This window comes from Streptomyces sp. NPDC004051, from assembly GCF_053604275.1.
Genome location: NZ_JBSGHG010000004.1, coordinates 1 through 22,575, shown reverse-complemented (window position 1 = coordinate 22,575; position 22,575 = coordinate 1). Strand labels below are relative to the sequence as shown.

The 22,575-nt window shown below is 71.9% G+C and carries 17 protein-coding genes and 1 pseudogene; 12 read left to right on the top strand and 6 right to left on the bottom strand.

Going from position 1 to position 22,575, the window contains the following annotated elements:
- Positions 1–4: 4 nt before the first annotated feature.
- Positions 5–1,825: a gamma-glutamyltransferase gene (ggt, locus tag ACWEQO_RS07130; RefSeq protein ID WP_452979796.1), complete on the bottom strand. Its 1,821-nt coding sequence runs from the start codon at positions 1,823–1,825 to the stop codon at positions 5–7.
- Between the two features lie 152 nt (positions 1,826–1,977).
- Between ggt and ACWEQO_RS07125 the strand changes: the two genes are divergently transcribed.
- The 4 genes from ACWEQO_RS07125 to ACWEQO_RS07110 all read left to right on the top strand — a co-directional run bounded on the left by ACWEQO_RS07125 (position 1,978) and on the right by ACWEQO_RS07110 (position 6,670).
- Positions 1,978–2,799, top strand: a complete 822-nt coding sequence (locus ACWEQO_RS07125; protein ID WP_452979793.1) for a hypothetical protein — start codon at positions 1,978–1,980, stop codon at positions 2,797–2,799.
- Positions 2,800–3,105: 306 nt separating this feature from the next.
- Complete coding sequence (locus ACWEQO_RS07120) at positions 3,106–4,782, top strand: FAD-dependent oxidoreductase (protein WP_452979790.1); 1,677 nt, start codon at positions 3,106–3,108, stop codon at positions 4,780–4,782.
- A complete protein-coding gene (locus ACWEQO_RS07115; protein WP_361457568.1) occupies positions 4,779–6,323 on the top strand; it encodes an ATP-binding protein in 1,545 nt (514 codons plus the stop codon). Before ACWEQO_RS07120 ends, ACWEQO_RS07115 begins: the two co-directional genes overlap by 4 nt.
- Positions 6,320–6,670: a UBP-type zinc finger domain-containing protein gene (locus tag ACWEQO_RS07110; protein ID WP_361457571.1), complete on the top strand. Its 351-nt coding sequence runs from the start codon at positions 6,320–6,322 to the stop codon at positions 6,668–6,670. The genes ACWEQO_RS07115 and ACWEQO_RS07110 overlap by 4 nt, the downstream gene beginning before the upstream one ends.
- A 379-nt stretch (positions 6,671–7,049) precedes the next feature.
- Here the strand turns inward: ACWEQO_RS07110 and ACWEQO_RS07105 are convergent, their stop codons facing one another.
- The 4 genes from ACWEQO_RS07105 to pcaDC form a co-directional block, all read right to left on the bottom strand.
- Positions 7,050–7,460, bottom strand: a complete 411-nt coding sequence (locus ACWEQO_RS07105; RefSeq protein ID WP_361457574.1) for a DUF6278 family protein — start codon at positions 7,458–7,460, stop codon at positions 7,050–7,052.
- Positions 7,461–7,555: 95 nt separating this feature from the next.
- Positions 7,556–8,335, bottom strand: a complete 780-nt coding sequence (locus ACWEQO_RS07100) for an exodeoxyribonuclease III (protein ID WP_452979784.1) — start codon at positions 8,333–8,335, stop codon at positions 7,556–7,558.
- Positions 8,336–8,399: 64 nt separating this feature from the next.
- Positions 8,400–9,035, bottom strand: a complete 636-nt coding sequence (locus tag ACWEQO_RS07095; protein WP_452979781.1) for an MBL fold metallo-hydrolase — start codon at positions 9,033–9,035, stop codon at positions 8,400–8,402.
- A 59-nt stretch (positions 9,036–9,094) separates the two neighbouring features.
- Positions 9,095–10,390 (bottom strand): bifunctional 3-oxoadipate enol-lactonase/4-carboxymuconolactone decarboxylase PcaDC, encoded by a 1,296-nt coding sequence (gene pcaDC, locus ACWEQO_RS07090; RefSeq protein ID WP_452979778.1) that lies wholly within the window; start codon positions 10,388–10,390, stop codon positions 9,095–9,097.
- A gap of 1,430 nt (positions 10,391–11,820) precedes the next feature.
- On the opposite strand from pcaDC, the gene ppdK reads away from it, so the two are divergent.
- The 3 genes from ppdK to ACWEQO_RS07075 all read left to right on the top strand — a co-directional run bounded on the left by ppdK (position 11,821) and on the right by ACWEQO_RS07075 (position 16,290).
- On the top strand, positions 11,821–14,517 hold the full coding sequence (gene ppdK, locus ACWEQO_RS07085) for a pyruvate, phosphate dikinase (protein ID WP_452979775.1): 2,697 nt from the start codon (positions 11,821–11,823) through the stop codon (positions 14,515–14,517).
- A gap of 587 nt (positions 14,518–15,104) precedes the next feature.
- A complete protein-coding gene (locus ACWEQO_RS07080) occupies positions 15,105–15,560 on the top strand; it encodes a Crp/Fnr family transcriptional regulator (RefSeq protein ID WP_452979773.1) in 456 nt (151 codons plus the stop codon).
- Positions 15,561–15,624: 64 nt separating this feature from the next.
- Positions 15,625–16,290 carry a CBS domain-containing protein gene (locus tag ACWEQO_RS07075; protein ID WP_452979770.1) on the top strand — a complete coding sequence of 222 codons (666 nt, stop codon included), beginning with the start codon at positions 15,625–15,627 and terminating at the stop codon, positions 16,288–16,290.
- Between the two features lie 213 nt (positions 16,291–16,503).
- Here the strand turns inward: ACWEQO_RS07075 and ACWEQO_RS07070 are convergent.
- Positions 16,504–16,692: pseudogene (locus ACWEQO_RS07070) on the bottom strand (glycosyl hydrolase family 65 protein); the annotation flags it as partial.
- A gap of 237 nt (positions 16,693–16,929) precedes the next feature.
- Here ACWEQO_RS07070 and acsA point away from each other — a divergent pair.
- Genes acsA through ACWEQO_RS07045 form a run of 5 tightly spaced genes read left to right on the top strand, consistent with a single transcriptional unit; the run spans position 16,930 to position 22,439 of the window.
- The gene (gene acsA / locus ACWEQO_RS07065; RefSeq protein ID WP_452979767.1) at positions 16,930–18,720 is read left to right on the top strand and encodes an acetate--CoA ligase; all 1,791 of its coding nucleotides are present in this window, start codon (positions 16,930–16,932) and stop codon (positions 18,718–18,720) included.
- Entirely contained in the window at positions 18,717–19,814 is a 1,098-nt protein-coding gene (gene pdhA, locus ACWEQO_RS07060) for a pyruvate dehydrogenase (acetyl-transferring) E1 component subunit alpha (protein ID WP_452979764.1), read from the top strand. The genes acsA and pdhA overlap by 4 nt, the downstream gene beginning before the upstream one ends.
- The gene (locus ACWEQO_RS07055) at positions 19,811–20,806 is read left to right on the top strand and encodes an alpha-ketoacid dehydrogenase subunit beta (RefSeq protein WP_452979761.1); all 996 of its coding nucleotides are present in this window, start codon (positions 19,811–19,813) and stop codon (positions 20,804–20,806) included. The genes pdhA and ACWEQO_RS07055 overlap by 4 nt, the downstream gene beginning before the upstream one ends.
- A 2-nt stretch (positions 20,807–20,808) precedes the next feature.
- A complete protein-coding gene (locus ACWEQO_RS07050) occupies positions 20,809–22,197 on the top strand; it encodes a 2-oxo acid dehydrogenase subunit E2 (protein WP_452979758.1) in 1,389 nt (462 codons plus the stop codon).
- Positions 22,194–22,439, top strand: a complete 246-nt coding sequence (locus ACWEQO_RS07045; RefSeq protein ID WP_361457608.1) for an acyl carrier protein — start codon at positions 22,194–22,196, stop codon at positions 22,437–22,439. The genes ACWEQO_RS07050 and ACWEQO_RS07045 overlap by 4 nt, the downstream gene beginning before the upstream one ends.
- Positions 22,440–22,575: the final 136 nt, after the last annotated feature.

Here is a 22,575-nt window from a genome sequence, read left to right as displayed (position 1 = left end):
CGCGTCACCGGCGCTCCGGGTGCACGACCATCGCGGAACCGCCGCCCCGGCGGGTCTTCTCCGCCGCGGCGAGCCACCGGCCGTCCGGCAGCCGCTGTACACCGGTGGTCGCGCCGATCTCCGGGGTCTTTTGGAACGAGTGCCCGATCGCCTCCAGCTTCCGCCGCAGCGCGCTGTCGTACAGGCCGGGTTCGAGGTCCGTGCGGGCCGTGTTGCGCTGGCTGGCGCGCGGCGCGGCGATCGCGTCGACCAGCGGCAGGCCTCGGTCGAGGAATCCGGTGAGGGTCCCCAGCACGGTGGTGATGATGGTCGAACCGCCGGGTGAACCGAGCGCCACGACCGGCCGGTCGTGCCGGTCCAGCACGATCGTCGGGGCCATCGAGGACCGGGGCCGCTTGCCGGGGCCCGGCAGGTTCGGGTCGTGCACGGCGGGGTTCGCCGGGGCGAAGGAGAAGTCCGTCAGCTCGTTGTTGAGCAGGAACCCCCGGCCGGGCACGGTGATGCCGCTGCCGCCGGTCTGCTCGATGGTGAGGGTGTAGGCGACGACGTTGCCCCACCGGTCGGCGGTGGTGAGGTGCGTGGTGCTCTCGCCCTCGTACGTCGTCGGGGCCGCGGTGCCCCCCGCCGCGCAGGGCGCGGGAGCGCGCGGGTCGCCGGGGGCGAGCGGGCTGGTGAGGACCGCGTCGTCCGCGATGAGGCACTCGCGGGAGTCGGCGTACCGCTGGGAGAGCAGTTCCTTCGTGGGGACGTCCTCGAAGGCGGGGTCGCCGAGCCAGCGCCCCCGGTCCGCGAACGCGATGCGGCTCGCCTCGATGAAGCGGTGCAGGTAGCGGGCGTCGTCGGCCCGGGAGAGGTCGGTCCGCTCCAGGATGTTGAGGGCCTCGCCGACCGTGGTGCCGCCGGAGGAGGAGGGCGCGATGGAGTAGACGTCCAGACCGCGGTACGACGTCTTCGTGGGCGGCCGGGTCAGGGCGCGGTACGCCGCGAGGTCCCGGGCGGACAGCTCGCCGGGACGGGCGTTCCAGCCGGAGCCGGGGGCCACGGGCGGCTTGTTCACCGTGTTCACGATGTCCCGGCCGATGGCGCCCCGGTACAGCGCGTCGACGCCCTTGCGGCGCAACTCCGCGTAGGTGCGGGCGAGATCGGGGTTCTTGAGGGTGGAGCCGACGACCGGGAGTTCGCCGCCCGGCAGGAACAGTTCGGCGGTGTCGGGGAAGTGGCGGAAGCGGGTCTCGTTGGCGGCTGTCTGGTCGCGGAAGGTGCCGTCGACGGTGAATCCGTCGCGGGCGAGCCGCTCGGCGGGCTCGAGGACCGCGTCGAGCCGTTTGCTGCCCCACTTGTCCAGCGCCCGCTGCCAGGTGGCCGGCGTGCCCGGGGTGCCGACGCCGAGACCGCTGCTGACGGCCTCGGCGAAGGGGATCGGCGCGCCGTTCTCCAGGAACAAGCCGGAGTCGGCGGTCAGCGGGGCGGTTTCCCGTCCGTCGATCGTGTGCACGGTGCGGGAGCGGGCGTCGTAGTGGACGAAGTAGCCGCCTCCGCCGATGCCTGCCGAGTAGGGCTCGGTGACGCCGAGCGCGGCGGCGGTGGCGACGGCCGCGTCGACGGCGTTGCCGCCCTTCCTGAGGACCTCGATCCCGGCGGCGGTGGCGTCGGCGTCGACGCTGGAGACCGCTCCGCCGTGGCCGACGGCCACCGGGGTCTTGGCGGGGGGCAGACCGGGCCCGCCGCCCCGTGTGGCGGCCGGTGACGGCGCTGCCGCTCCCGACGAGACCACGACGGCGGCGACCGCCGCGACCGTGAGTTTCCGTCCGACACGATGACGCATTCGCACCTCCGTTGAAAGGCCGTTCACTCGGTCGCATTCATCGCCAGGTCCACATCGGAAAGGTCGCGGGGCATGCCGCCGCGGCCTTTCGGACGCTCGTTCTCCGAACGCCTCGAACATGGGTTTGCCCGAGCCCGCTAGCATGCGCGCCCATGAGTGACGACGTACGCAACATCGTTCTGGGTGTGGTCGCCTCCGGCCTCTTCGCCGCGTTGGGCTGGATCGCCCGTACCTCCCTGTGGAAGCGCAGACTCCGGCGCAAGCAGGCCTTCTTCGGACTGCCGGAGAACTCCGAGTCGCTCCTCGTCGTCAACCGCGATCCTGCCACGGCGGAGCCGGCCGTGCACCGTTTCGACGTGTTCTCGCTGCTCGAGCTCTCTGCGCTGATCAAGGACTGCGGGGCGCACGTGCAGGTGGTCACGCACGACACGGCCCACCAGGGTTTCGGCGAGCGCACGGAGTTCTGCGTGGGAGGACCCGCGTCGAACCGGCGGATGACGGCCCACATGGCGGCGATGCTGCCCGGGGTGCGCGTCAACGTGGATCCGGAGCCCGGCCCGGACCGGGGCGCCTTCCGGATCGGCACCGAGCTCTACCGGATGGAACCGGGTGTCACCGAGTACGTCCTGCTCGCCCGGCTCACCGCCGGTGAACGGCGCGACACCCGGCCGGTGTTCCTGTTCTGCGGTCAGCGCGCGATCACCAACCAGGCCGCCACCCGCTATCTCGCCCGCCACCACGAGCAGCTGGCCCGCAAGCACGGCTCGAACTCCTTCGTCCTGCTGCTGAAGGTCATCAACTCGCAGGCGTACGGCCCCGACGTGGTGGAGCTGGTGGGGGACGTGACCCGCGCGGCGCAGACCCCGCTGCCTGCCCCCGCCGCCTCGACGCCCTCGGCGGAGCCGCCGTCCGCGCCCGCTCCGCCCGCTCCACGCGGCGCACGCGGCTCGCGCAGGAAGGAGCAGAAGTCCTGAGCCGCCGGTGGACGGCCCGCACCATTCCCCTTCCCCTCCGGGCCGATGCCTTCTCGAGCGGCACAGGACGGGCGAGGGGGTGCGGCCGCGCGGCGATCGCCACGGGGTGATCGGGCCGGAGCCGACGATCAGGTCCGGCACGGCGCCGTCTCCCGCCAGGTGATCACGGAAGCGGGCGGCCGGAACTGCGGCTCTTCGCACACTCTGACAAACCGGGACGATCGAACATACGATGGGCGGGAGCCGGCGCGGTGTCGCAAGGGTGCGCCGGGTCGCCTGTCCGATCACACGGAGTGGCAGACGCACATGGCACAGGCCGTGGAGCCGACGCGGACCGTCATCATGACCGTGGATGACGACCCGGGGGTCTCCCGCGCCGTCGCCCGGGACCTGCGGCGGCGCTACGGCGCCTCGTACCGGATCGTGCGCGCGGAGTCCGGCGAGTCCGCGCTGGACGCGCTGCGCGAGCTGAAACTCCGCGGCGACCTCGTCGCCGTCGTCCTGGCCGACTACCGCATGCCGGGGATGAACGGCATCGAGTTCCTCGAACAGGCACTGGACGTGTACCCGGGCGCGCGGCGGGTCCTGCTGACCGCGTACGCGGACACCGACGCGGCGATCGACGCGATCAACGTCGTCGACCTGGACCACTACCTCCTCAAGCCCTGGGACCCGCCCGAGGAGAAGCTCTACCCGGTCCTGGACGACCTGCTGCAGGCCTGGCGGCGCAGCGACTACCGGCCGGTGCCCAGCACCAAGGTGGTCGGGCACCGCTGGTCGGCGCGGTCGTCCCAGGCGCGGGAGTTCCTGGCCCGCAACCAGGTGCCCTACCGCTGGTACTCCTCCGACGAGCCCGAGGGCAGGCGGCTGCTGGCCGCCGCCGGGCAGGACGGGCAGCGGCTGCCGCTGGTGGTCACCCCGGACGGCACGCCCCTGCTGGAGCCGGAGGCGCCGGAGCTCGCGGCCCACGTGGGGCTGGCGACGACACCGGCGGCCGACTTCTACGACCTCGTCGTGGTGGGCGGCGGCCCGGCCGGGCTCGGCGCTGCCGTGTACGGGGCCTCGGAGGGGCTGCGGACGGTGCTCGTGGAGCGCTCGGCGACCGGCGGGCAGGCCGGGCAGAGCTCCCGGATCGAGAACTACCTGGGTTTCCCGGACGGCGTCTCCGGCGCCCAGCTGACCGACCGGGCCCGCCGGCAGGCGGCGAGGTTCGGCGCCGAGATCCTCACCGCGCGTGAGGTGACGGGCCTGGAGGTGGGCGGCGCGGCCCGGACCGTACGGTTCTCGGACGGCTCGGCGGTCGCCGCCCACAGCGTGATCCTGGCGACCGGGGTGTCCTACCGGCAGCTGCCCGCGACCGGCGTGCGGGAGCTGACCGGCTGCGGGGTGTTCTACGGTTCGGCTCTGACCGAGGCGCCGTCCTGCCGCGGCCAGGACGTCTACATCGTGGGCGGCGCCAACTCGGCGGGGCAGACGGCGATGTACCTGGCACGGGACGCCAAGTCGGTGACCCTGCTGGTGCGGGGCGCCTCCCTGTCGGCGTCGATGTCGTACTACCTGGTCCAGCAGATCGAGGAGACCCCCAACGTCTCGGTGCGCACGGGCACCGTGGTGGAGGCCGCGCACGGCTCCGGCCACCTGGAGAAACTGACCCTGCGCGACACGGTGAGCGGGCGGAGCGAGCTGGTCGACACCCAGTGGATGTTCGTGTTCATCGGCGCGGCCCCGCTCACCGACTGGCTGGACGGCACGGTGCTGAGGGACGGGCGCGGGTTCATCCTGGCCGGGCCCGACCTCACGCCCGACGGACGTCCGCCCCCCGGCTGGGAGCTGGACCGGCCGCCGTACCACCTGGAGACCGATGTGCCCGGCGTGTTCGTCGCGGGTGACGCGCGCGCGGAGTCCGCCAAGCGGGTCGCGTCCGCCGTAGGAGAGGGAGCCATGGCCGTGATGCTCGTCCACCGGTACCTGGAGCAGTCGTGAGCGGCCGGCCGACGCCGTGCAGCCCGGAGGAGATCGGCTCGCTCTTCCTGTTCGAGAAGCTGTCGGGCGAACAGCTGGGCCGACTGTGCCGCGAGGGGCGGACGGAGCGGTTCGACCCCGGCCCGGTCTACACCGAGGGCGAGCCGGCCACCTGCTTCTACGTGATGCTGGAGGGCACGGTGGTGCTCTCCCGCCGGGTCGGCGGCGACGACGTGGAGGTCATCCGGTCCTCGCAGCGCGGGGTCTATTCGGGCGCCATGCAGGCGTACCTCGGGGACCGGCTGCGGCAGGTCTACAACAACTCGATGCGCGTCACGGAGCCGACGCGGTTCTTCGTGCTGCCCGCCGAGACGTTCGCGGACATCATGCGCGAGTGGTTCCCGATGGCGGTGCATCTGCTGGAGGGGCTGTTCTTCGGGACGAAGAGCACTCAGGCGGCCGTGGGGCAGCGGGAGCGGCTGCTGGCGCTCGGGTCGTTGTCCGCCGGGCTCACCCATGAGCTCAACAACCCGGCGGCGGCGGCCGTCCGGGCCACCGCGACGCTGCGCGAGCGGGTGGCCAGGATGCGGCACAAGCTCGCCCTCATCGCCGAAAGCTCCTTCTCCAAGGACCAGTTGGCGAATCTGATCGACATCCAGCAACGGACCGCCGAGCGGGTCGCCAAGGCGCCGGTGCTCACCCCGCTGGAGGCGGCCGACCGCGAGGACGCCCTCACCGACTGGCTGGAGGACCACGGCATCGAGCAGGGCTGGCAGACCGCGCCGACCTTCGTGCAGGCCGGGCTCGACGTGGACTGGCTGGAACAGGTGGCGGCGGTCGTCGGGCAGGAGATCCTGCCGAACGCCGTGGGCTGGCTCAACTACACGGTGGAGACCGAGCTGCTCATGGACGAGATCGCGGACTCCACCACCCGGGTCTCCCGTCTGGTGGACGCCGCCAAGCAGTACTCCCAGCTGGACCGCGCCCCCCACCAGGTCGTCGACGTGCACGAACTCCTGGACAGCACACTGCTGATGATGTCCGGCAAGATCGGGACGCGGATCAGGATCGTCAAGGAGTACGACCGTACGCTGCCGCGGATCCCCGCCTACCCGGCGGAACTGAACCAGGTGTGGACCAACCTGATCGACAACGCGCTCTGCGCGATGGACGGCGCGGGCGGCGACGGCACGCTGACCGTGCGCACCGCGCTCCACGACGGCCGGTTCCTCATCGAGTTCCGGGACACCGGGCCCGGCGTGCCGCCGGAGATCCGCGACCGCATCTTCGACCCGTTCTTCACCACCAAACCGGTCGGCCAGGGCACCGGCCTGGGGCTGGACATCTCCCGGCGGATCGTCGTCGACAAGCACCACGGCGGCATCGACGTGGAGTCGGCGCCCGGTGACACCCGTTTCCGGGTGCTGCTGCCCCTGGCCGCCGTCGAACCCGACGGGGCGGCACTCTCCTCCGCCTCGGAGGCACCCTCCGCCTCGTCCGCCTCCTCCGGCGGGCCGCCGCTCACGTCCGAGGACCGCACGACATCCCAGGAGCCGGTATGACCAGCGACACCGGAATCGACCCCCGCGTCCCGCCCAGCGGCGCCGGCTGCGTCGAGTGCGACGCCGCCGGCGGCTGGTGGTTCCATCTGCGGCGCTGCGCGCAGTGCGGCCACATCGGCTGCTGCGACGACTCCCCCGGCAAGCACGCCACCGCCCACCACCGGGCCGCCGGGCACCCGGTGATCCGCAGCTACGAGCCGGGTGAGGGCTGGTTCTGGAACTACGACACGAACGAGCTGTACGAGACCGGCCCCGCACTCGCGCCGCCGGTGAGCCACCCGGCGGACCAGCCGGCGCCCGGCCCGGCGGGCCGCGTCCCCGCGAACTGGGCGGACGTGCTGCGCTGAGCCGTCCCGGGCCGCCCACCGTCCGCACGTGCGGATCCCGGGCGCCAAAGCCGATGGGGTGGGCCTGGTGAGGAGTGTGAGCCGGTGGGCGGGCGCAACCCGTCCGGCGCGCAGCTGACCTTCTTCCCGCCGGTGGGCGGCCCGTGGTGCGGGTCGCCTCCACCGCGCGAGCAGTGATCTCCGACTGCCGCCGGACGGGACTGGCCTATGTGAACCGCCACCCGCAGGTGTGGGGCGGCAGGCCCCTCCCGGCGACAGCGTCCCCGCTCCGGCCGCGAAGTCCCCTCCCTCACCGGATCGGAGAGCACATCGTAGTCGAGGTCCGGCGGGACGGCCTTCCCCGCGTCCCCCTGTTCGGTGCTCGAGAAGCCCGGACGCGTCAGGCCTCCGCGACCTCGGCGTACAGCTGCGACAGCTCGGGCACCCCGCTGGCGGCCCACTGGTGCCCGGAGTCCACGACGTCGAACTCCCGCCCGGAGGCGAGCCGTACGACGGGCTGCCCGTCGGAGCGGATCTCCCAGACGGCTCCCGGCACGGTGCGCACGATGACCGTGCCCAGGTAGAGCCCGACGTCGTTGCCCAGCCGGGTCAGGGCGTCCTCGTCGTCCCGCCAGCTCCCGGGCACCATCTGGTCCAGCGCCTCCAACGAGGCCTGGGAGTCGTCCAGTCGGACTCCGGCGCGGGAAGCCTGGGAGCGCAACAGCTCACATTCGGCGAGGAGTTCCGCGATGCCCTCGGAGTCACGGACCGCCGGCTTCTCGCGCCGGTGGCCCAGGAAAGGGATGTTCATCCCCCCAGCCTGACATTCGTACCGCCGTCCGCACCACAGGCTCGCTGTCGGCACCTTCACCGAAGACCGCATCCCCGGGCCCGCCCCGGAACCTCCTACACGTCGAGATCCACCACGACCGGCGCGTGGTCCGAGGCGCCCTTGCCCTTGCGCTCCTCACGGTCGACGTACGCGTCGGAAACGGCCTTGGCGAACGGCTCGTTGCCGTACACCAGGTCGATGCGCATGCCGCGGTTCTTGGGGAAGCCGAGCTGGCGGTAGTCCCAGTACGTGAACGGGTGGTCGTACTTCAGCGGGCGCGGGACGACGTCGGTCAGGCCGGTCTCGCGCAGTGAGGCCAGGGCGGCGCGCTCGGGCTCGGTGACATGGGTCAGGCCCTCGAAGGCGGCGATGTCGTGGACGTCGTCGTCGGTCGGCGCCACGTTGTAGTCGCCGAGGACCGCGAAGGGTCGGTTGCCCGCCGCGTCCCCGGCCACGGCCGCCTTCAGCGCCTCGAACCACTGGAGCTTGTACGCGTAGTGGGGGTGGTCCACCTCGCGGCCGTTGGGCACGTACACCGACCAGACGCGGACCGGGCCGCAGGTCGCGGAGACGGCACGGGGCTCCAGCTCACCCTCGTACCCCGGATCGCCGGGCAGGCCCTTGACGACGTCCTCCAGGCCCACGCGGGAGAGCACCGCCACGCCGTTCCACCGGCCGGTCGCGTGCACCGCGGACTCGTAGCCCAGCTCGCGCAGTTCCTCGACCGGGAAGCGCTCCTCGGCGACCTTGGCCTCCTGGAGGCACAGCACGTCCGTGCCGCTGCTCTCCAGCCAGGCCAGGAGCCTGGGCAGGCGGGCGGTGATCGAGTTCACGTTCCAGGTGGCGATGCGCATGTCCCACAACCTACCCGGCCCCACCGACAAGGCCCGACCGGCGGCGGACGGCCGCCGCCCCCGCTCACAGCTCGGCCGTCGCCCCGGGAGCGAGCCGCAGGTGCTCGGCGCCGCCGAGCGCGCCGATCTGGCGGTCGTAGATCGGGCGGGCCAGATCGGTGAGCAGGGCGTCGTGGATGTCGTAGGCGCGCTCCGGCCGGACCTCGCGGACGTAGTCGATGACCTCCGAGATCTTGTTCCAGGGGGCCATGACCGGGAGCATCAGCGTCCGGACGGGGTGGTCGGGGACGGTGAGGGCGTCGCCGGGGTGGAAGAGGGCCCCGTCGTCGACGAGGTAGCCGACGTTGGTGACGCGCGGGATGTCCGGGTGGATCACGGCGTGCAGCTCGCCGTGCACCTGGACGTCGAAGCCCGCGGCGGTGAACGCGTCGCCGTGCCCGACGGTGTGCACCCGGCCCGGGAACGCGGCCGAGAGCTGTTCCGCGACGGACTTCAGGGTCCAGACCGCCGCGGCCGGGTCGGCCTCCAGGGCGGCCCTCAGCCGGCCCTCGTCGAAGTGGTCGGGGTGCTCGTGCGTGACCAGGATGACGTCCGCGCCGAGCGCGGCGTCCTCCTCGCTGAACCCGCCGGGGTCGACGACGAGGGTGCGGCCGTCCTTCTCCAGGCGGACGCAGGAGTGCGACTTCTTCGTGAGCCTCATGAGCCCATGATGCCCCCGCGCCCCCGTCCGCGCGGGGTGCCCGGTGCTCACTCCCGGTCTCACTCCTGGGGGGTGGTCTCCTCCCGGACGACCTGCTGGGCCACCCGGAACGCGCTGTTCGCCGCGGGGAGGCCGCAGTAGACGGCCGCCTGGAGCAGGACCTCCTTGATCTCCCCCGGGGTGAGGCCGTTGCGCAGGGCCGCCCGGGTGTGGACGGCGAGGTCCTCCAGGTGGCCGCCGGCGGCCAGGGCGGTGAGGGTGACGCAGCTGCGGGTGCGCCGGTCGAGGCCGGGCCGGTTCCAGACCTCGCCCCAGGCGGAGCGGGTGACGAACTCCTGGAAGTCGCCCGAGAAGTCGTCGGTCTGCGCCAGCACCTGGTCGACGTGCGCGTCGCCCAGCACCTCCCGGCGGACCTTGATCCCGGTCTCGTACGGGTCGGGCCTGCCCTGGGCCTGCGGCGGGACGGCGGCGGCGATCTCGGCGACGGGCCCGCCCTGCGGCGGCACCACCACCCGCACGGCCTGGTCCGGGACGGCGGGCAGGACGGTCTGCCCGGTGACCTGCTCGAAGGCGGGCTGCCAGGCGGTGGAGAAGTGCCGGACCAGCAGGTCGGTGACGGCGGCGGGCTGCTCCACCGGTACCAGGTGGGAGGCGCCGGGCACCACGGCCAGCCGGGCGTCCGGCACGCCGGCGACCAGTGTGCGGGCCTCGGCGGGGCCGGTGACCTGGTCGTCCGAGCCGACCAGCACCAGGGTCGGCACGCCGACGCTGCCGAGTTCGGCCCGCACGTCGAACGAGGCGAGGGCCTCGCAGGCGGCGATGTAGCAGCCCGGGTCGGTGGTGCGCACCATCTGCACGGCCCACTCGGTGATCGCGGGCTGCGCGGCCGCGAAGCCGCTGGTGAACCAGCGGTCGGGCGAGGTACGGGCGATCGGGTCGAGCCCGTTGGTCCGGACGACCACCCCGCGCTGGCGGAACTCGTCGGCGGTGCCGAACCGGGGCGAGGCGGCGATCAGCGCGAGGGAGGCGACGCGCTCGGGGTGCCGCAGGGCCAGTTCGAGGCCGATCGCACCGCCGAAGGCGCAGCCGGCGTAGCCGAAGCGCTGCACCCCGAGGCCCTCGAGGGTGGCGAGCAGCCGCGCGGTGAGCTCGCCGACCGAGCCCGCCGGGTAGGCGGGTGCGCCTCCGTGCCCCGGCAGATCGAACCGGAACACCCGCCACTGCTTCGTCAGCTCGGGGATCTGCCGGTCCCACATGTGCCATGTGGTACCCAGTGAGGGAGCCAGGATCAGGACAGGTGCGTCTTCCGGCCCGTCAAAGCGGTATTGCAGGGTGCTCGGTGGTGTCTCACTCACGCCCCAAACCCTCTCACGTCTCACGAGATCTCACACGGCCGGGAGAACCCGGCGACTCCTGCCCCTCGCGGCGCGCCACCGCCGGCACGGCCGGAACCCTCGGGGATCAAAGTACGAGTTCTCCGGCGTGCACGCGTGGCCGTTGGGACATTGTGTCCTCCGGGCTCGCACGCTCTCCCGGTCCCTGCCCCGCAGAGCTTGCTCCTGTGGTACGGCTTCCAGATGATCCGGTCTGCAGCAAAGCTGCATGGTGTCGGCCCCGAGGATCAGCACGACGCATGAAGCCGGCAGCGCCCCGCAGGCCTACACAGCTCAGCGCCGCTCCACCCGGCCTCCCGCAGGCCGCCGACCCGCACTCCCCCAGCCGGAGCCTGTGACGACCCGACTGAACCGCGCGGATGGACCGCGCTGCGGGCCGGAACGCCCCCGCGTCAGCGGGGAGAACCGGCTCACCCAGGCCGCCCGCCCGGGCCTCCGCGTCCTCCCCGCCGACGCGGGGGCGTTCAGTTGCGGCGAACAGTCGACGACTACGAGGCGTGGTCCTCCTCCTGCTTGTTGCCAGGTCCTCTGTGGCGACCAGAAACTGCCCTCGCTCCGCGCCCCCAGCCGAGCAGCCGCTGCCGTCTCGGCTGACCGGCGTAGCGCGTCCTCCCTGCAGTAGTCACTGAGCGTTTTCACGGCAGTGCTGACTCCAGGTTCGCCTAGGCGCACCACCGGGTCCTGTGCGGCGCGTCCATGTGCCCCCAAGGGGACCTGTGCATCACCATCGGCCACGACCAGCACCCTGGCCAGCAGCCGCAACCGGCTGACGACTACGCCACCCCCACGGCACCGAGCACTCCCGAGGACCACCTCGCCGAGAGCGACGACGCCCTCCTGAGCACTGCCCTCCGTGACGGCGACGAGGGCGGCGACCGGCGCGTCGTACACGAGGTGGTCGACGATCCGTGGCCCGGGACGGGGTGCGCAGCCACTGTGGACGCCCCCGAACGGTCTGCTCGGCCCAGTCGTGCCCGGTGCTGTCCACGGGGACGTACGGCGCGGGCCGGGCCGGGTGGTGCCAGGGGTGTACGACACCGAGCCCGGTACCACGGCGCAGAGCCCCTCGGGCCGCCCAGTGTGCGGCCGCCGGATTCTCGGGGGAGCCGGCCGACTCGCACCACCTAGGTTGCGAGGCATGGTGCACCCCTCTCGGGCCCCGGATCGCTTCCGGGGCTCCTGACGCCTTCGAGCCTCTTCCCGCTGAGACGGATGCCCAGAAGCCGCACAGCCCTTGCACGGATCTTCACCCCCCATTTTTCGTCAGGAGCACCGCCGGCGGGCGGTGACGGGCCCAACGGCCCCTTGCCCGGGCCTGCCGGCACCTCCCACCAGGGGCGCCGCGGTCAGACGCTGGACACAACAGGCCCCTGACGGAGGAGGACGGTGTCATGGTCCGTTACGTGTACGACTTCACCGAGGGCGGTCGTGAGATGGCCGGCCTGCTCGGCGGCAAGGGCTCGAACCTGGCCGAGATGACACAGCTCGGGCTGCCGGTCCCACCGGGTTTCGTCATCACCACCGAGGCCTGCCGGGCCTTCCTCACCACCGGTGGCGAGCCTTCGGGCATGTCGCGGGAGATCTCCGATCACCTGAAGGCTCTCGAGAAGGCCACAGGCCGACGGCTGGGGCAGCGGGACGATCCTCTGCTGCTGTCCGTCCGCTCGGGAGCCCGCTTCTCCATGCCCGGCATGATGGAGACGATCCTCGACATCGGGCTGAACGACGACTCCGTCCTAGGCCTGGCCAAGGTCTCCGGCAGCGAACGCTTCGCCTGGGACTCCTACCGCCGCCTCGTCCAGATGTTCGGCAGCACGGTCATGGGCGTCGACGCCGCCCTGTTCGAGCAGGCCATGGCCGAGCTCAAGGACCTGCATGGCGCCCCGGACGACATGCACCTGGAGGCCGGTGACCTCGCCGAGCTGGTGGAGACGTACAAGACCGTGATCCGCCGGGAAACCGACGAGGGCTTCCCGCAGTCTCCCGCCGAGCAGCTGCGCCGGGCGATCCTGGCCGTCTTCGAGTCCTGGAACGGGGAGCGGGCACGCCTGTACCGTCGGCGCGAGCACATCCCCGACGATCTGGGCACCGCCGTCAGCGTGCAGCGCATGGTCTTCGGCAACCTCGGCTCCGACTCCGGCAGCGGCGTCGCCTTCACCCGCGACCCGGCCACCGGGCACCCCGGGCCGTACGGCGACTACCTGTCCAACGCCCAGGGTGAGGATGTCGTCGCCGGCATCCGCAACACCGTGCCCCTGAGCGAGCTGGAGCGGCTGGACCCCACGTCGTACGCCCGGCTGTGCGCCCACATGCGGACGCTGGAGCGGCACTACCGCGATCTGTGCGACATCGAGTTCACCATCGAGCGCGGCACGCTGTGGATGCTCCAGACCCGGGTCGGCAAGCGCACCGCCGAGGCGGCCTTCGCCCTTGCCGCCGCACTCGCCGACGAGGGACTCATCACCCCGGACGAGAGCCTTGCCCGGGTGAGCGGCGAGGGACTGACCCGGCTCATGTTCCCGCGCTTCGACACCTCGGGGGACGGAGAACCGCTCGCCCGCGGCCTCCCGGCGTCTCCGGGTGCCGCGGTCGGAGCGGCCGTCTTCCACTCGGCGGAGGCCGTACGACGTGCCGCGGCCGGCGAGAAGGTGATCCTGGTCCGCCAGGAGACGACCCCCGACGACCTGCCCGGCATGATCGCCGCCCAGGCCGTGCTCACCAGCCGCGGCGGCAAGACCAGTCATGCGGCCGTGGTCGCCCGCGGCATGGGCAAGGTCTGCGTGTGCGGCGCCGAGGACCTCGAGGTGGACACGGAGGCCCAGCGCTTCACCGCCCCTGACGGCACGGTCGTCGAAGAGGGCACGGTCATCTCCGTGGACGGCTCCGCCGGTGCCGTGTATCCGGGGGCGGTGCCCCTCGTCGACTCGGCGGTCATGCGGTTCCTGGAGACCGGTGACACCGGCGAGGGAGCAGCCGGGGTGGTCGACGCGGTGGCACGCGCCCTGGCCCGGGCCGACACGGTCCGGCGGCTGGAGGTGCGAGCCAACGCCGACACCCCTGAGGACGCCGTGCGGGCCCGCCGGTTCGGCGCTCAGGGCATCGGGCTGTGCCGCACCGAGCACATGTTCCTCGGCGAGCGCCGCAAGCTCGTCGAGGAGATGATCCTGGCGCGCTCGGACACCGAACGCGACGGGGCTCTGGCGGCGTTGCTGCCGCTCCAGCGGCAGGACTTCGTCGGCATCCTCGAGGCGATGGACGGCCTGCCGGTCACCATTCGCCTGCTGGACCCGCCGCTGCACGAGTTCCTGCCCGACCGAACAGAACTCGCGGTGCGGATCGCCTCGGCCGAAGCGCGCGGCAACCTCCCGGTCGCGCGCGACGTCCAACTGCTGACCGCGGTGAACCGGATGCACGAGGAGAACCCGATGCTCGGGCTGCGAGGCGTGCGCCTCGGCCTGGTGGTTCCCGGCCTGGTCACCATGCAGGTACGGGCCATCGGCGAGGCCGTCGCCGAACGCGCCCGGGCCGGCGGCGCTCCCCGGGCGGAGATCATGGTCCCGCTCGTCGGGGACGTGCGTGAACTGCGGATCGTGCGCGAGGAGGTACAGCGGGTGCTCGCCGAGACCTCCGAGGCGTCCGGCGTCCCCGTCACCTGCCCCGTCGGAACCATGATCGAGCTGCCCAGGGCGGCGCTGACGGCGGGCCGCATCGCCGAGGAGGCGGAGTTCTTCTCCTTCGGCACCAACGACCTGACCCAGACCACATGGGGTTTCTCCCGCGACGACGTCGAGGCGGAGTTCTTCTCCGCCTATCTCGACAAGGGTGTCTTCCTCACCTCCCCGTTCGAGACGATCGACCAGGACGGCGTGGGCCGGCTCGTCGGGATCGCGGTCGCCGAGGGCCGCACCACCCGGCCGGAGCTGAAGATCGGCGTATGCGGCGAACACGGCGGCGACCCCGAATCGGTTCACTTCTTCCACGCCGCCGGCCTGGACTATGTCTCCTGCTCGCCGTTCCGGGTTCCGGTGGCACGGTTGGAGGCCGGGCGGGCGGCGTTGGAGGAGGCCGATGTGAGCGACAGCAGGTGACCGGAACCCACGGTCCGGCCCTGGGACCGGGCGGCCCTGGGGCGGGGGTGGCACGTCGCAGCAGCGCGGAGCCGCTGCCGGAACTTTCGGAAGGGGTGGGTGCATGACAGCCACCGCCTCGATGGACAGCACTTTCACCGGATCGGCCGCGGAAATCTCCACGGCTGCCGTTCTCCGGCGACAGCACTGACGAGGCGAACTCCTGGTGCCTGTGCGGACGCTGATGAGCGGTTGCCCGCCGGTTGGGCCGAAGGGCCCTCCGGTGGGACCCGAGTGACCCATGGCGTCCGACGCCGACCGGGCCCAGGCTGAGATCGGGGCCCACGATTTCTCCGGAGGGCTGCGATGACGGACGGTCGTATCACCGCCGATCCGGACAGGAACGGGCCGGATGGGGTCTTCCAGTGCTTCCTCGTCCGAGCCGCTGTCGGCAAGGGCCCGCCCGCAAGCTCTCCGCCTCACACAAGCGGCCCGACGGCTTCGGCTGCGTGCGCTGCGGGCCCCGCGTCGACGTCACCGAGGAAATCGGCGCCGCACCACACGCTCGCCGCCCGGACGCGGCAGGGGGAGCGAAAGGAGACGAAGTGATGACAACCACCACTCTGACCGCGGCACTCCCTGCCGAATACCGCGAGCGGCTGCTGCAGCACGCCCGCGAGGTCTCCTTCGACATCGGAGCCCGCCTGTTCGATGAGGGTCGGCGCGCGGATCGGTTCTGGATCATCCGGACCGGGACCGTCGCCCTCGATCTGCAGGTCCCCGGTCGCCGTGCCGCCGTCATCGAATCGCTGGGCCACGGGGAGCTGGTCGGCTGGTCCTGGCACTTCCCGCCCTACCTGTGGCAGATGGGCGCCGAGACCACGAGCCCGGTGCGGGCGTGGGAGTTCGACGCGGAGGCCGTGCGGGCGCTGTGCGCCGAGGACCCCGAGTTCGGCCGCGCTGTCGCCGTGTGGGTCGGCCGGGTGGTCGCCCACCGGTTGCACTCCGCCCGCATCCGGCTGCTCGACCTGTACGCCCCGTACGGCAGCGGCAGTACCGAATGATCGAGGTTCCCGTACCGCGTACCGGTTGGACCCCTCTCGCACCTGACAGCCCGAGGAGAAGATCATGAACGGCAGCCCGCACACCGTGAGCGACGTGATGACACACACCGTCGTGGCTGTCGGCCGCGACGCCCCGTTCAAGGACATCGTTCAACTCATTGCGCAATGGGAGGTCAGCGCCCTGCCCGTGCTGGAGGGCGAGGGCCGGGTGGTCGGCGTCGTCTCAGAGGCCGACCTTCTGTCCAAGGAGGAGTTCCGCGACAGCGGCCCCGACCGGTTCACCCAGGCACGCCGCCTGTCCGACCTGGCCAAGGCAGGCGCAGTGACCGCCGGCGAGCTGATGAGCACTCCGGCCGTCACCGTCCACGCCGACGCCTCCCTGGCCGAGGCCGCCCGCATCATGGCTCAGCGCAAGGTGAAGCGGCTGCCCGTCGTCAACGACCAAGGGCTACTCGAAGGCGTCATCAGCCGGGTCGACCTGCTGAAGGTCTTTCTGCGGACGGACGAGGAGCTCGCGGAGGAGGTCGATCGGGAAGTCGTCTCCCGTCTTTTCCCCGCCCCGCTCGAAACGGTGCGGGTGGAGGTTTCCGACGGCGTCGTCACCCTCACCGGCCGCGTACGGGACACCGCGCTGGTACCCGTCGCCGCCCGCGCGGCGCGCGCCGTCGAGGGCGTCGTCGACGTCGAGTGCCACCTCACGAGCGGATCGTCAAGAAGTGAACCGGTGTGAAGTGTCTCGTCGAGCTGCAGCGCACCGGCCGCGCACCCGTGGTGCAGGTCGTGGGCGATCGGCCCCACACCGGGCCCTGTTGGGCCCGGTGTGGTGGTCATCATCCGCTGGGGCCTGTGGTGGCCATGGGAGTTCTCCGTCGTCCGGGAAATCCGGGTCGAGAGCCGGGCGACGGTGCGGCTCCGAAAGCGCGCAGGCACGTTCACGACTCCTTGGCAGCCGGAGCGTGCAGGTCTCTCCGGGGGCGATGGTGACGGCCCGGTCGGCGAGTACCACGCGGACCGGCGATTCCTCCGAGTCCGGTACGCCGAGCTCCAGCCGCCCGCTGTGGTGCCGCAGGCCGATGCCCCAGTGACCGCGATAGCGCAGGGAGAACCCGTACTCGGACAGCGCCGGAAGCGGCCGGCGGGCGGGCAGCGGTGTGATGGAAATGAGCCGAGGGCCGCAAAGGACACGGAGAAGCGGAGCGGGACCGCGCACCGTGCGATGAGGGCCCGCAAGAAGCGGGCGGCCCTCGGCTCCCTCGAGGCGGACAGATGCCGCCCGTCCATCGGTCCGGGCGCTCCACGCGGACCGACGTGCGACCGGCGCCATACTCCGCGACCCTGGAGATCAAGGGCAGTGCCGCGAGGAGCACCCATGGACTGGGAAACGATCCACAAGGACACCGCACCGGTCGTTCCGCCCCGGCTCACCGATTACGAACGGGCCCGCTCGACGTTCACCTGGGCTCAGGCGCGCCATGCGCTGGCCGGGTTGCCCGGCGGCGGGCTGAACATCGCCCATGAGGCGGTGGACCGGCATGCGGCCTCGGACCAGGCGGACAAGGTCGCGCTGCGGTGCATCGCCCGGGACAACGCCGTCACCGATGTCACGTACGCCGAGCTGGCCCGGCGTACGGCCCGCTTCGCGAACGTGCTGCGGACACTCGGCGTCGGCCGCGGCGACCGGGTGTTCACACTGCTCGGCCGCTGCCCCGAGCTCTACACCACGGTGCTGGGCACGCTGAAGAACACCGGCGTGCTCTGCCCGCTGTTCTCCGCGTTCGGCCCCGACCCGGTGGAGCAGCGGCTGAGTCTCGGCGACGCCCGGGTTCTCGTGACCACAGCGGCCCTCTACCGGAAGAAGGTGGCCGACCGCCGGGACTCACTGCCCGGCCTGGAGCACGTCCTGATCGTCGGGCCGGGCACCGAGGATCTGCCCGGCACCGTCTCCTTCGACGCGCTGATGTCCGCCGCCGCGGACACCTTCACCATCCCGCCGACCTCGCCCGGAGACATGGCCCTGCTGCATTTCACCAGCGGCACCACGGGCACCCCCAAAGGCGCGGTCCATGTCCACGAGGCGGTGGTCGCCCACCACGCCACGGCCGCGTACGCGCTCGATCTGCGCCCCGGGGACGTGTACTGGTGCACCGCCGACCCCGGCTGGGTCACGGGGATGTCGTACGGCATCGTCGCCCCGCTGGTGCACGGCGTGACGGTGGTCGTCGACGAGGGCGACTACGACGCCCGCCGCTGGTACCGGATCCTCGGCGAGCAGCGGGTCACCGTCTGGTACACGGCACCCACCGCGCTGCGGATGCTCATGCGTGCGACACCGCGTCAGGGCCCGTACGACCTGCCGCGCTCCTACGACCTGTCGGCCCTGCGCCTCATCGCCTCCGTCGGGGAACCCCTCAACCCCGAGGCCGTCGTATGGGGCCGGGACGTGTTGGGCCTGCCGGTGCACGACAACTGGTGGCAGACGGAGACCGGCTGCATCATGATCGCGAACTACGCGGCCTGCGACATCCGGCCCGGCTCGATGGGCCGCCCGCTGCCCGGCGTCGAGGCGACCGTGCTGAGGACCGGCGAGGACGGCCGGGCGCTGGTCAGCGGCGGCCGGGTCACGGAAGTGCAGAGCCCCGCCGAAGAAGGCGAGCTGGCGCTGCGCCCCGGCTGGCCGTCGATGTTCCGCGGCTATCTGCACGACAAGGAGCGCTACGAGGCCGCCTTCACCGACGGCTGGTACCTGACCGGCGACCTGGTACGACGGGACGCGGACGGCTGGTACTGGTTCGTGGGACGCGCCGACGACGTGATCAAGTCGGCGGGGCATCTGATCGGTCCGTTCGAGGTGGAGAGCGCGCTGATGGAGCACCCGGCGGTCGCGGAGGCCGGAGTGATCGGACGGCCGGACCCCGTGGCCGGGAACATCGTCAAGGCCTTCGTGTCGCTGCGCCCTGGTATCGGCCCCTCTGCGGATCTGGAGCGCGAGTTGCTGGGTTTCGCCCGTCGGCGGCTGGGTCCGGCCGTCGCGCCCAGGGAGATCGCGTTCGATCAGAACCTGCCCAAGACCCGCAGCGGCAAGGTCATGCGCCGACTGCTGCGTGCGCGTGAACTCGATCTGCCTGTCGGCGACTTGTCGACCTTGGAGGGATCCGCATGAGCGCGGCCCGCCCCACCACCCACACCCGCAAGGACTCGGCACCCCCGAAGCCCGGCAGGAAAACCGCGACGGCCGAGCGGAAGGCGGACACCGGACCCCCGCCGGTCGGCCGACCGGATGTCCGGCGCCGAACGGACCTGCTGACGGCCATGCTGCGCATCCGGCGCTTCGAGGAGCGATGCGTCGAGTTGTACAGCGCCGCGAAGATCCGCGGCTTCGTCCACCTCTACATCGGCGAGGAGGCCGTCGCCGTCGGCGTCAACGAGGCGCTGACCCCCGAGGACGCGGTCGTCTCCACCTACCGCGAACACGGCCACGCGCTGGCCCGTGGCCTCACGGCCGAGGCCGTCATGGCCGAGATGTACGGCAAGGCGACCGGCTGCAGCGGCGGCCGGGGCGGATCCATGCACCTGTTCGACGCGAGCCGCCGCTTCTACGGCGGCAGCGCGATCGTCGCCGGTGGTCTTCCCCTGGCCACCGGTCTCGCCCTCGCCGACCGGATGCGCGACATGCCCCGCGTCACCTGCTGCTTCTTCGGCGACGGAGCCTTCGCCGAGGGCGAGTTCCACGAGACGGCGAACCTCGCCGCCCTGTGGAATCTGCCCCTGCTGCTGGTCTGTGAGAACAACCTGTACGCCATGGGAACGGCGCTCACGCGCGAGCACGCCCAGACCGACCTGGCGATGCGCGCCGCCTCCTACGGCATGCCTGCCTGGGCCGTGGACGGCATGGACGTCGACGCCGTCGAACAGGCCGCCCGGCGGGCCGTCGAAGGCATCAGGGCAGGCACCGGACCACACTTCCTGGAACTGCGCACCTACCGGTTCCGCGCCCATTCCATGTACGACCCGGACCGCTACCGCAAGAAGGCGGAGATCGAGGAGTGGAAGTCCCGGGACCCGATCGACCGGCTGATGCACCTCATGCGTGCCAACGGCGAACTCGACGGCTCAGAACTCACCCGGATCGAGCAGCGGATCACCGACGAGATCGACCGCGCCGTGGAAGCGGCCGCGCAGGCCCCGGAGGAGGCGGTCGAGGACCTGCTCCGCCACGTCACCAGTACCTCGGCCGAGGAGGTGAGCCGACCGTGAACGCAGTCGCGACGGAGGGGACGAAGACGACGTACCGGGAGGCGATGCGCGAGGCCCTGCGGGAAGCCCTGCGCTCCGACGACCGGGTCTTCCTCATGGGCGAGGACGTGGGCAGGTACGGCGGCTGTTTCGGCGTCAGTCTCGGGTTGCTGGAGGAGTTCGGACCGGACCGCGTCCGCGACACCCCGCTCTCGGAGTCCGCGTTCGTGGGGGCCGGCATCGGCGCCGCTCTGGCCGGGATGCGGCCCGTCGTCGAGATCATGACCGTCAACTTCAGCCTGCTCGCCCTCGACCAGATCCTCAACAACGCCGCCACCCTGCTGCACATGTCGGGCGGCCAGCTGTCCGTGCCGCTGGTCATCCGTATGACGACGGGCGCGGGGCGGCAGCTCGCGGCACAGCACTCGCACAGCCTGGAAGGCTTCTACGCACACATTCCCGGCATCCGCGTGCTCGCCCCGGCCACGCTCGAGGACGCACGCCACATGCTCGCCCCCGCGCTCGCCGACCCCGACCCGGTGGTGGTCTTCGAGCACGGCGGCCTCTACAACGTCTCCGGCGAACTCGCCCCGCCGACGGCCCCCGTGGACCTGGACCATGCCGCGATCCGCAGGCCTGGCACCGACATCTCCCTGATCACGTACGGCGGTTCGCTGCCCAAGGCGCTCGCGGCGGCGGACGGGCTGGCCACCGAGGGCATCGACGCCGAGGTGATCGACCTGCGCACGCTGCGGCCCCTCGACGGTGCGACCGTCACCGCGTCCGTGGCCCGTACCCACCGTGCGGTGATCGTCGACGAGGCATGGCGCACGGGGAGTCTCGCCGCCGAGGTGTCCGCCCGCATCGCCGAGGAGTCGTTCTACGACCTGGACGCCCCCGTCGAGCGGGTGTGCAGCGCCGAGGTGCCCATTCCGTACGCCCGGCAGTTGGAAGAGGCCGCCCTGCCACAGACCGCGGACATCGTCGCGGCCGCACACCGGGCGGTGGACTGACCATGGGCGAGTTCACCATGCCGTCACTCGGCGCCGACATGGACGAGGGCACGCTGGTGGAATGGCTGGTGGGGCCCGGCGACCTCATCCGCAGAGGCGATCCGGTCGCGGTCATCGAAACCGCGAAGTCCACGATCGAGGTGGAGTGCTTCGAGAGCGGAGCGATGGGACGGCTGCTCGTCGAGCCGGGCACGACGGTACCGGTGGGCACGCCGCTCGCGCTGATCGAGCCGGCGGCAGAAGAGCGCGGGGAACCGCAGAGAGCCCGGAAGGTCCAGGGGAAACCACAGGCCCCGCCCGCCCCTGAGCACGCGAGGCCCGCCAGGACCTCCGAGCCCTCCCCTGCCCGCACGCCGGTGCCCTCCGGGGGCCGGGACCGCGGACACGTCGAGGCAGGCCCGTTGATCCGGCACCTCGCGGAGCAGAGCGGCGTCGATCTCACGGCCCTCGACGGCTCCGGGCCGGCAGGACGTGTCACCCGGGCCGACATCGAGCGGGCGGCGGCAGCCACGACCGCTGCTCGGCCCTCGCGCATACGGGCCACTCCCCTCGCCCGTCGACGCGCCGCCGAACTGGGTGTCGACCTGTCCGCGGTGACCGGCACCGGCAAGGATTCCGCCATCCGCGCCCAAGACGTGAGCAAGGCGGCCTCCGGTCATGCTGCCGCGCCCCCACCGTCGCGCCGCACCACCGCTGCCGTGCGTGCTTCCCACCCTCCCGGGGACCGGGCGTCGGGCATGCGCCAGGTGATCGCACGCCTGATGACCCGCGCCAACCGGGACATCCCGCACTACTACCTGTCCACCACCGTCGACATGGCCACCGCGATGGACTGGCTGCACGACCACAACCGGCGCAGTCCGATGTCCGGACGGCTGCTTCCGGCCGCCCTGCTGCTCAAGGCGGCCGCCCTCGCGGCACACGAGGTGCCCGAGCTCAACGGCTTCTGGACCGACGACCGCTTCACTGCTGCTCAGGACGTCCATCTCGGCGTGGCGGTGTCCCTTCGTGGCGGGGGACTCGTCGCACCCGCCCTGCACCGGGCAGACACCCTCGGACTGCCCGAGCTGATGAGCGCCTTGAAAGACCTGGTGTCACGCGCCCGCACGGGCAGGCTGCGCGGATCCGAAGTGTCCGACGCCACGATCACGGTCACCAACCTCGGCGACCAAGGCGTGGAAACCGTGTTCGGCGTGATTCATCCGCCACAGGTGGCCCTGGTCGGCTTCGGACGGGTGGTCGACCGGCCGTGTGCCGTCGACGGCCTGCTGGGCGTACGTCCCGTCGTCACGGCCACCCTCTCGGCGGACCACCGGGCGACGGACGGCGCCGTCGGGGCCCGCTATCTGACAACGCTCGACCGTCTCTTGCAGAACCCGGAGAAGCTGTGAACCGAACCGATGCGCTGAACGTGGTCAAGGAGTCGATCGCCCAGGTCATTCCGGACGCCGACCTGGCCACGCTGGGTCCCGACGAGGCGTTTCGGGACGCGCTCGAGATGGATTCGCTGGACTTCCTGGCCTACATCGAGATCCTGGGCGAACGGACCGGCATGCGTATCGATGACGAGGACACACCGCAGCTCACCACGCTGTCCGGCAGCGCCGACTTCCTCGTCGCCCACGGGAAGTGAGAGCTGTCCTCGTCGATCCGGTGCGGATCGGAGGACCGGTCACCGGGGCGGTTCCGGTGCCTCGCGGTGCAGCACGACCTTGAGGGCGCCGGTCTCCGGACCGTGTGCGAAGACCTCGTAGGCCTCCTCCGCGCGG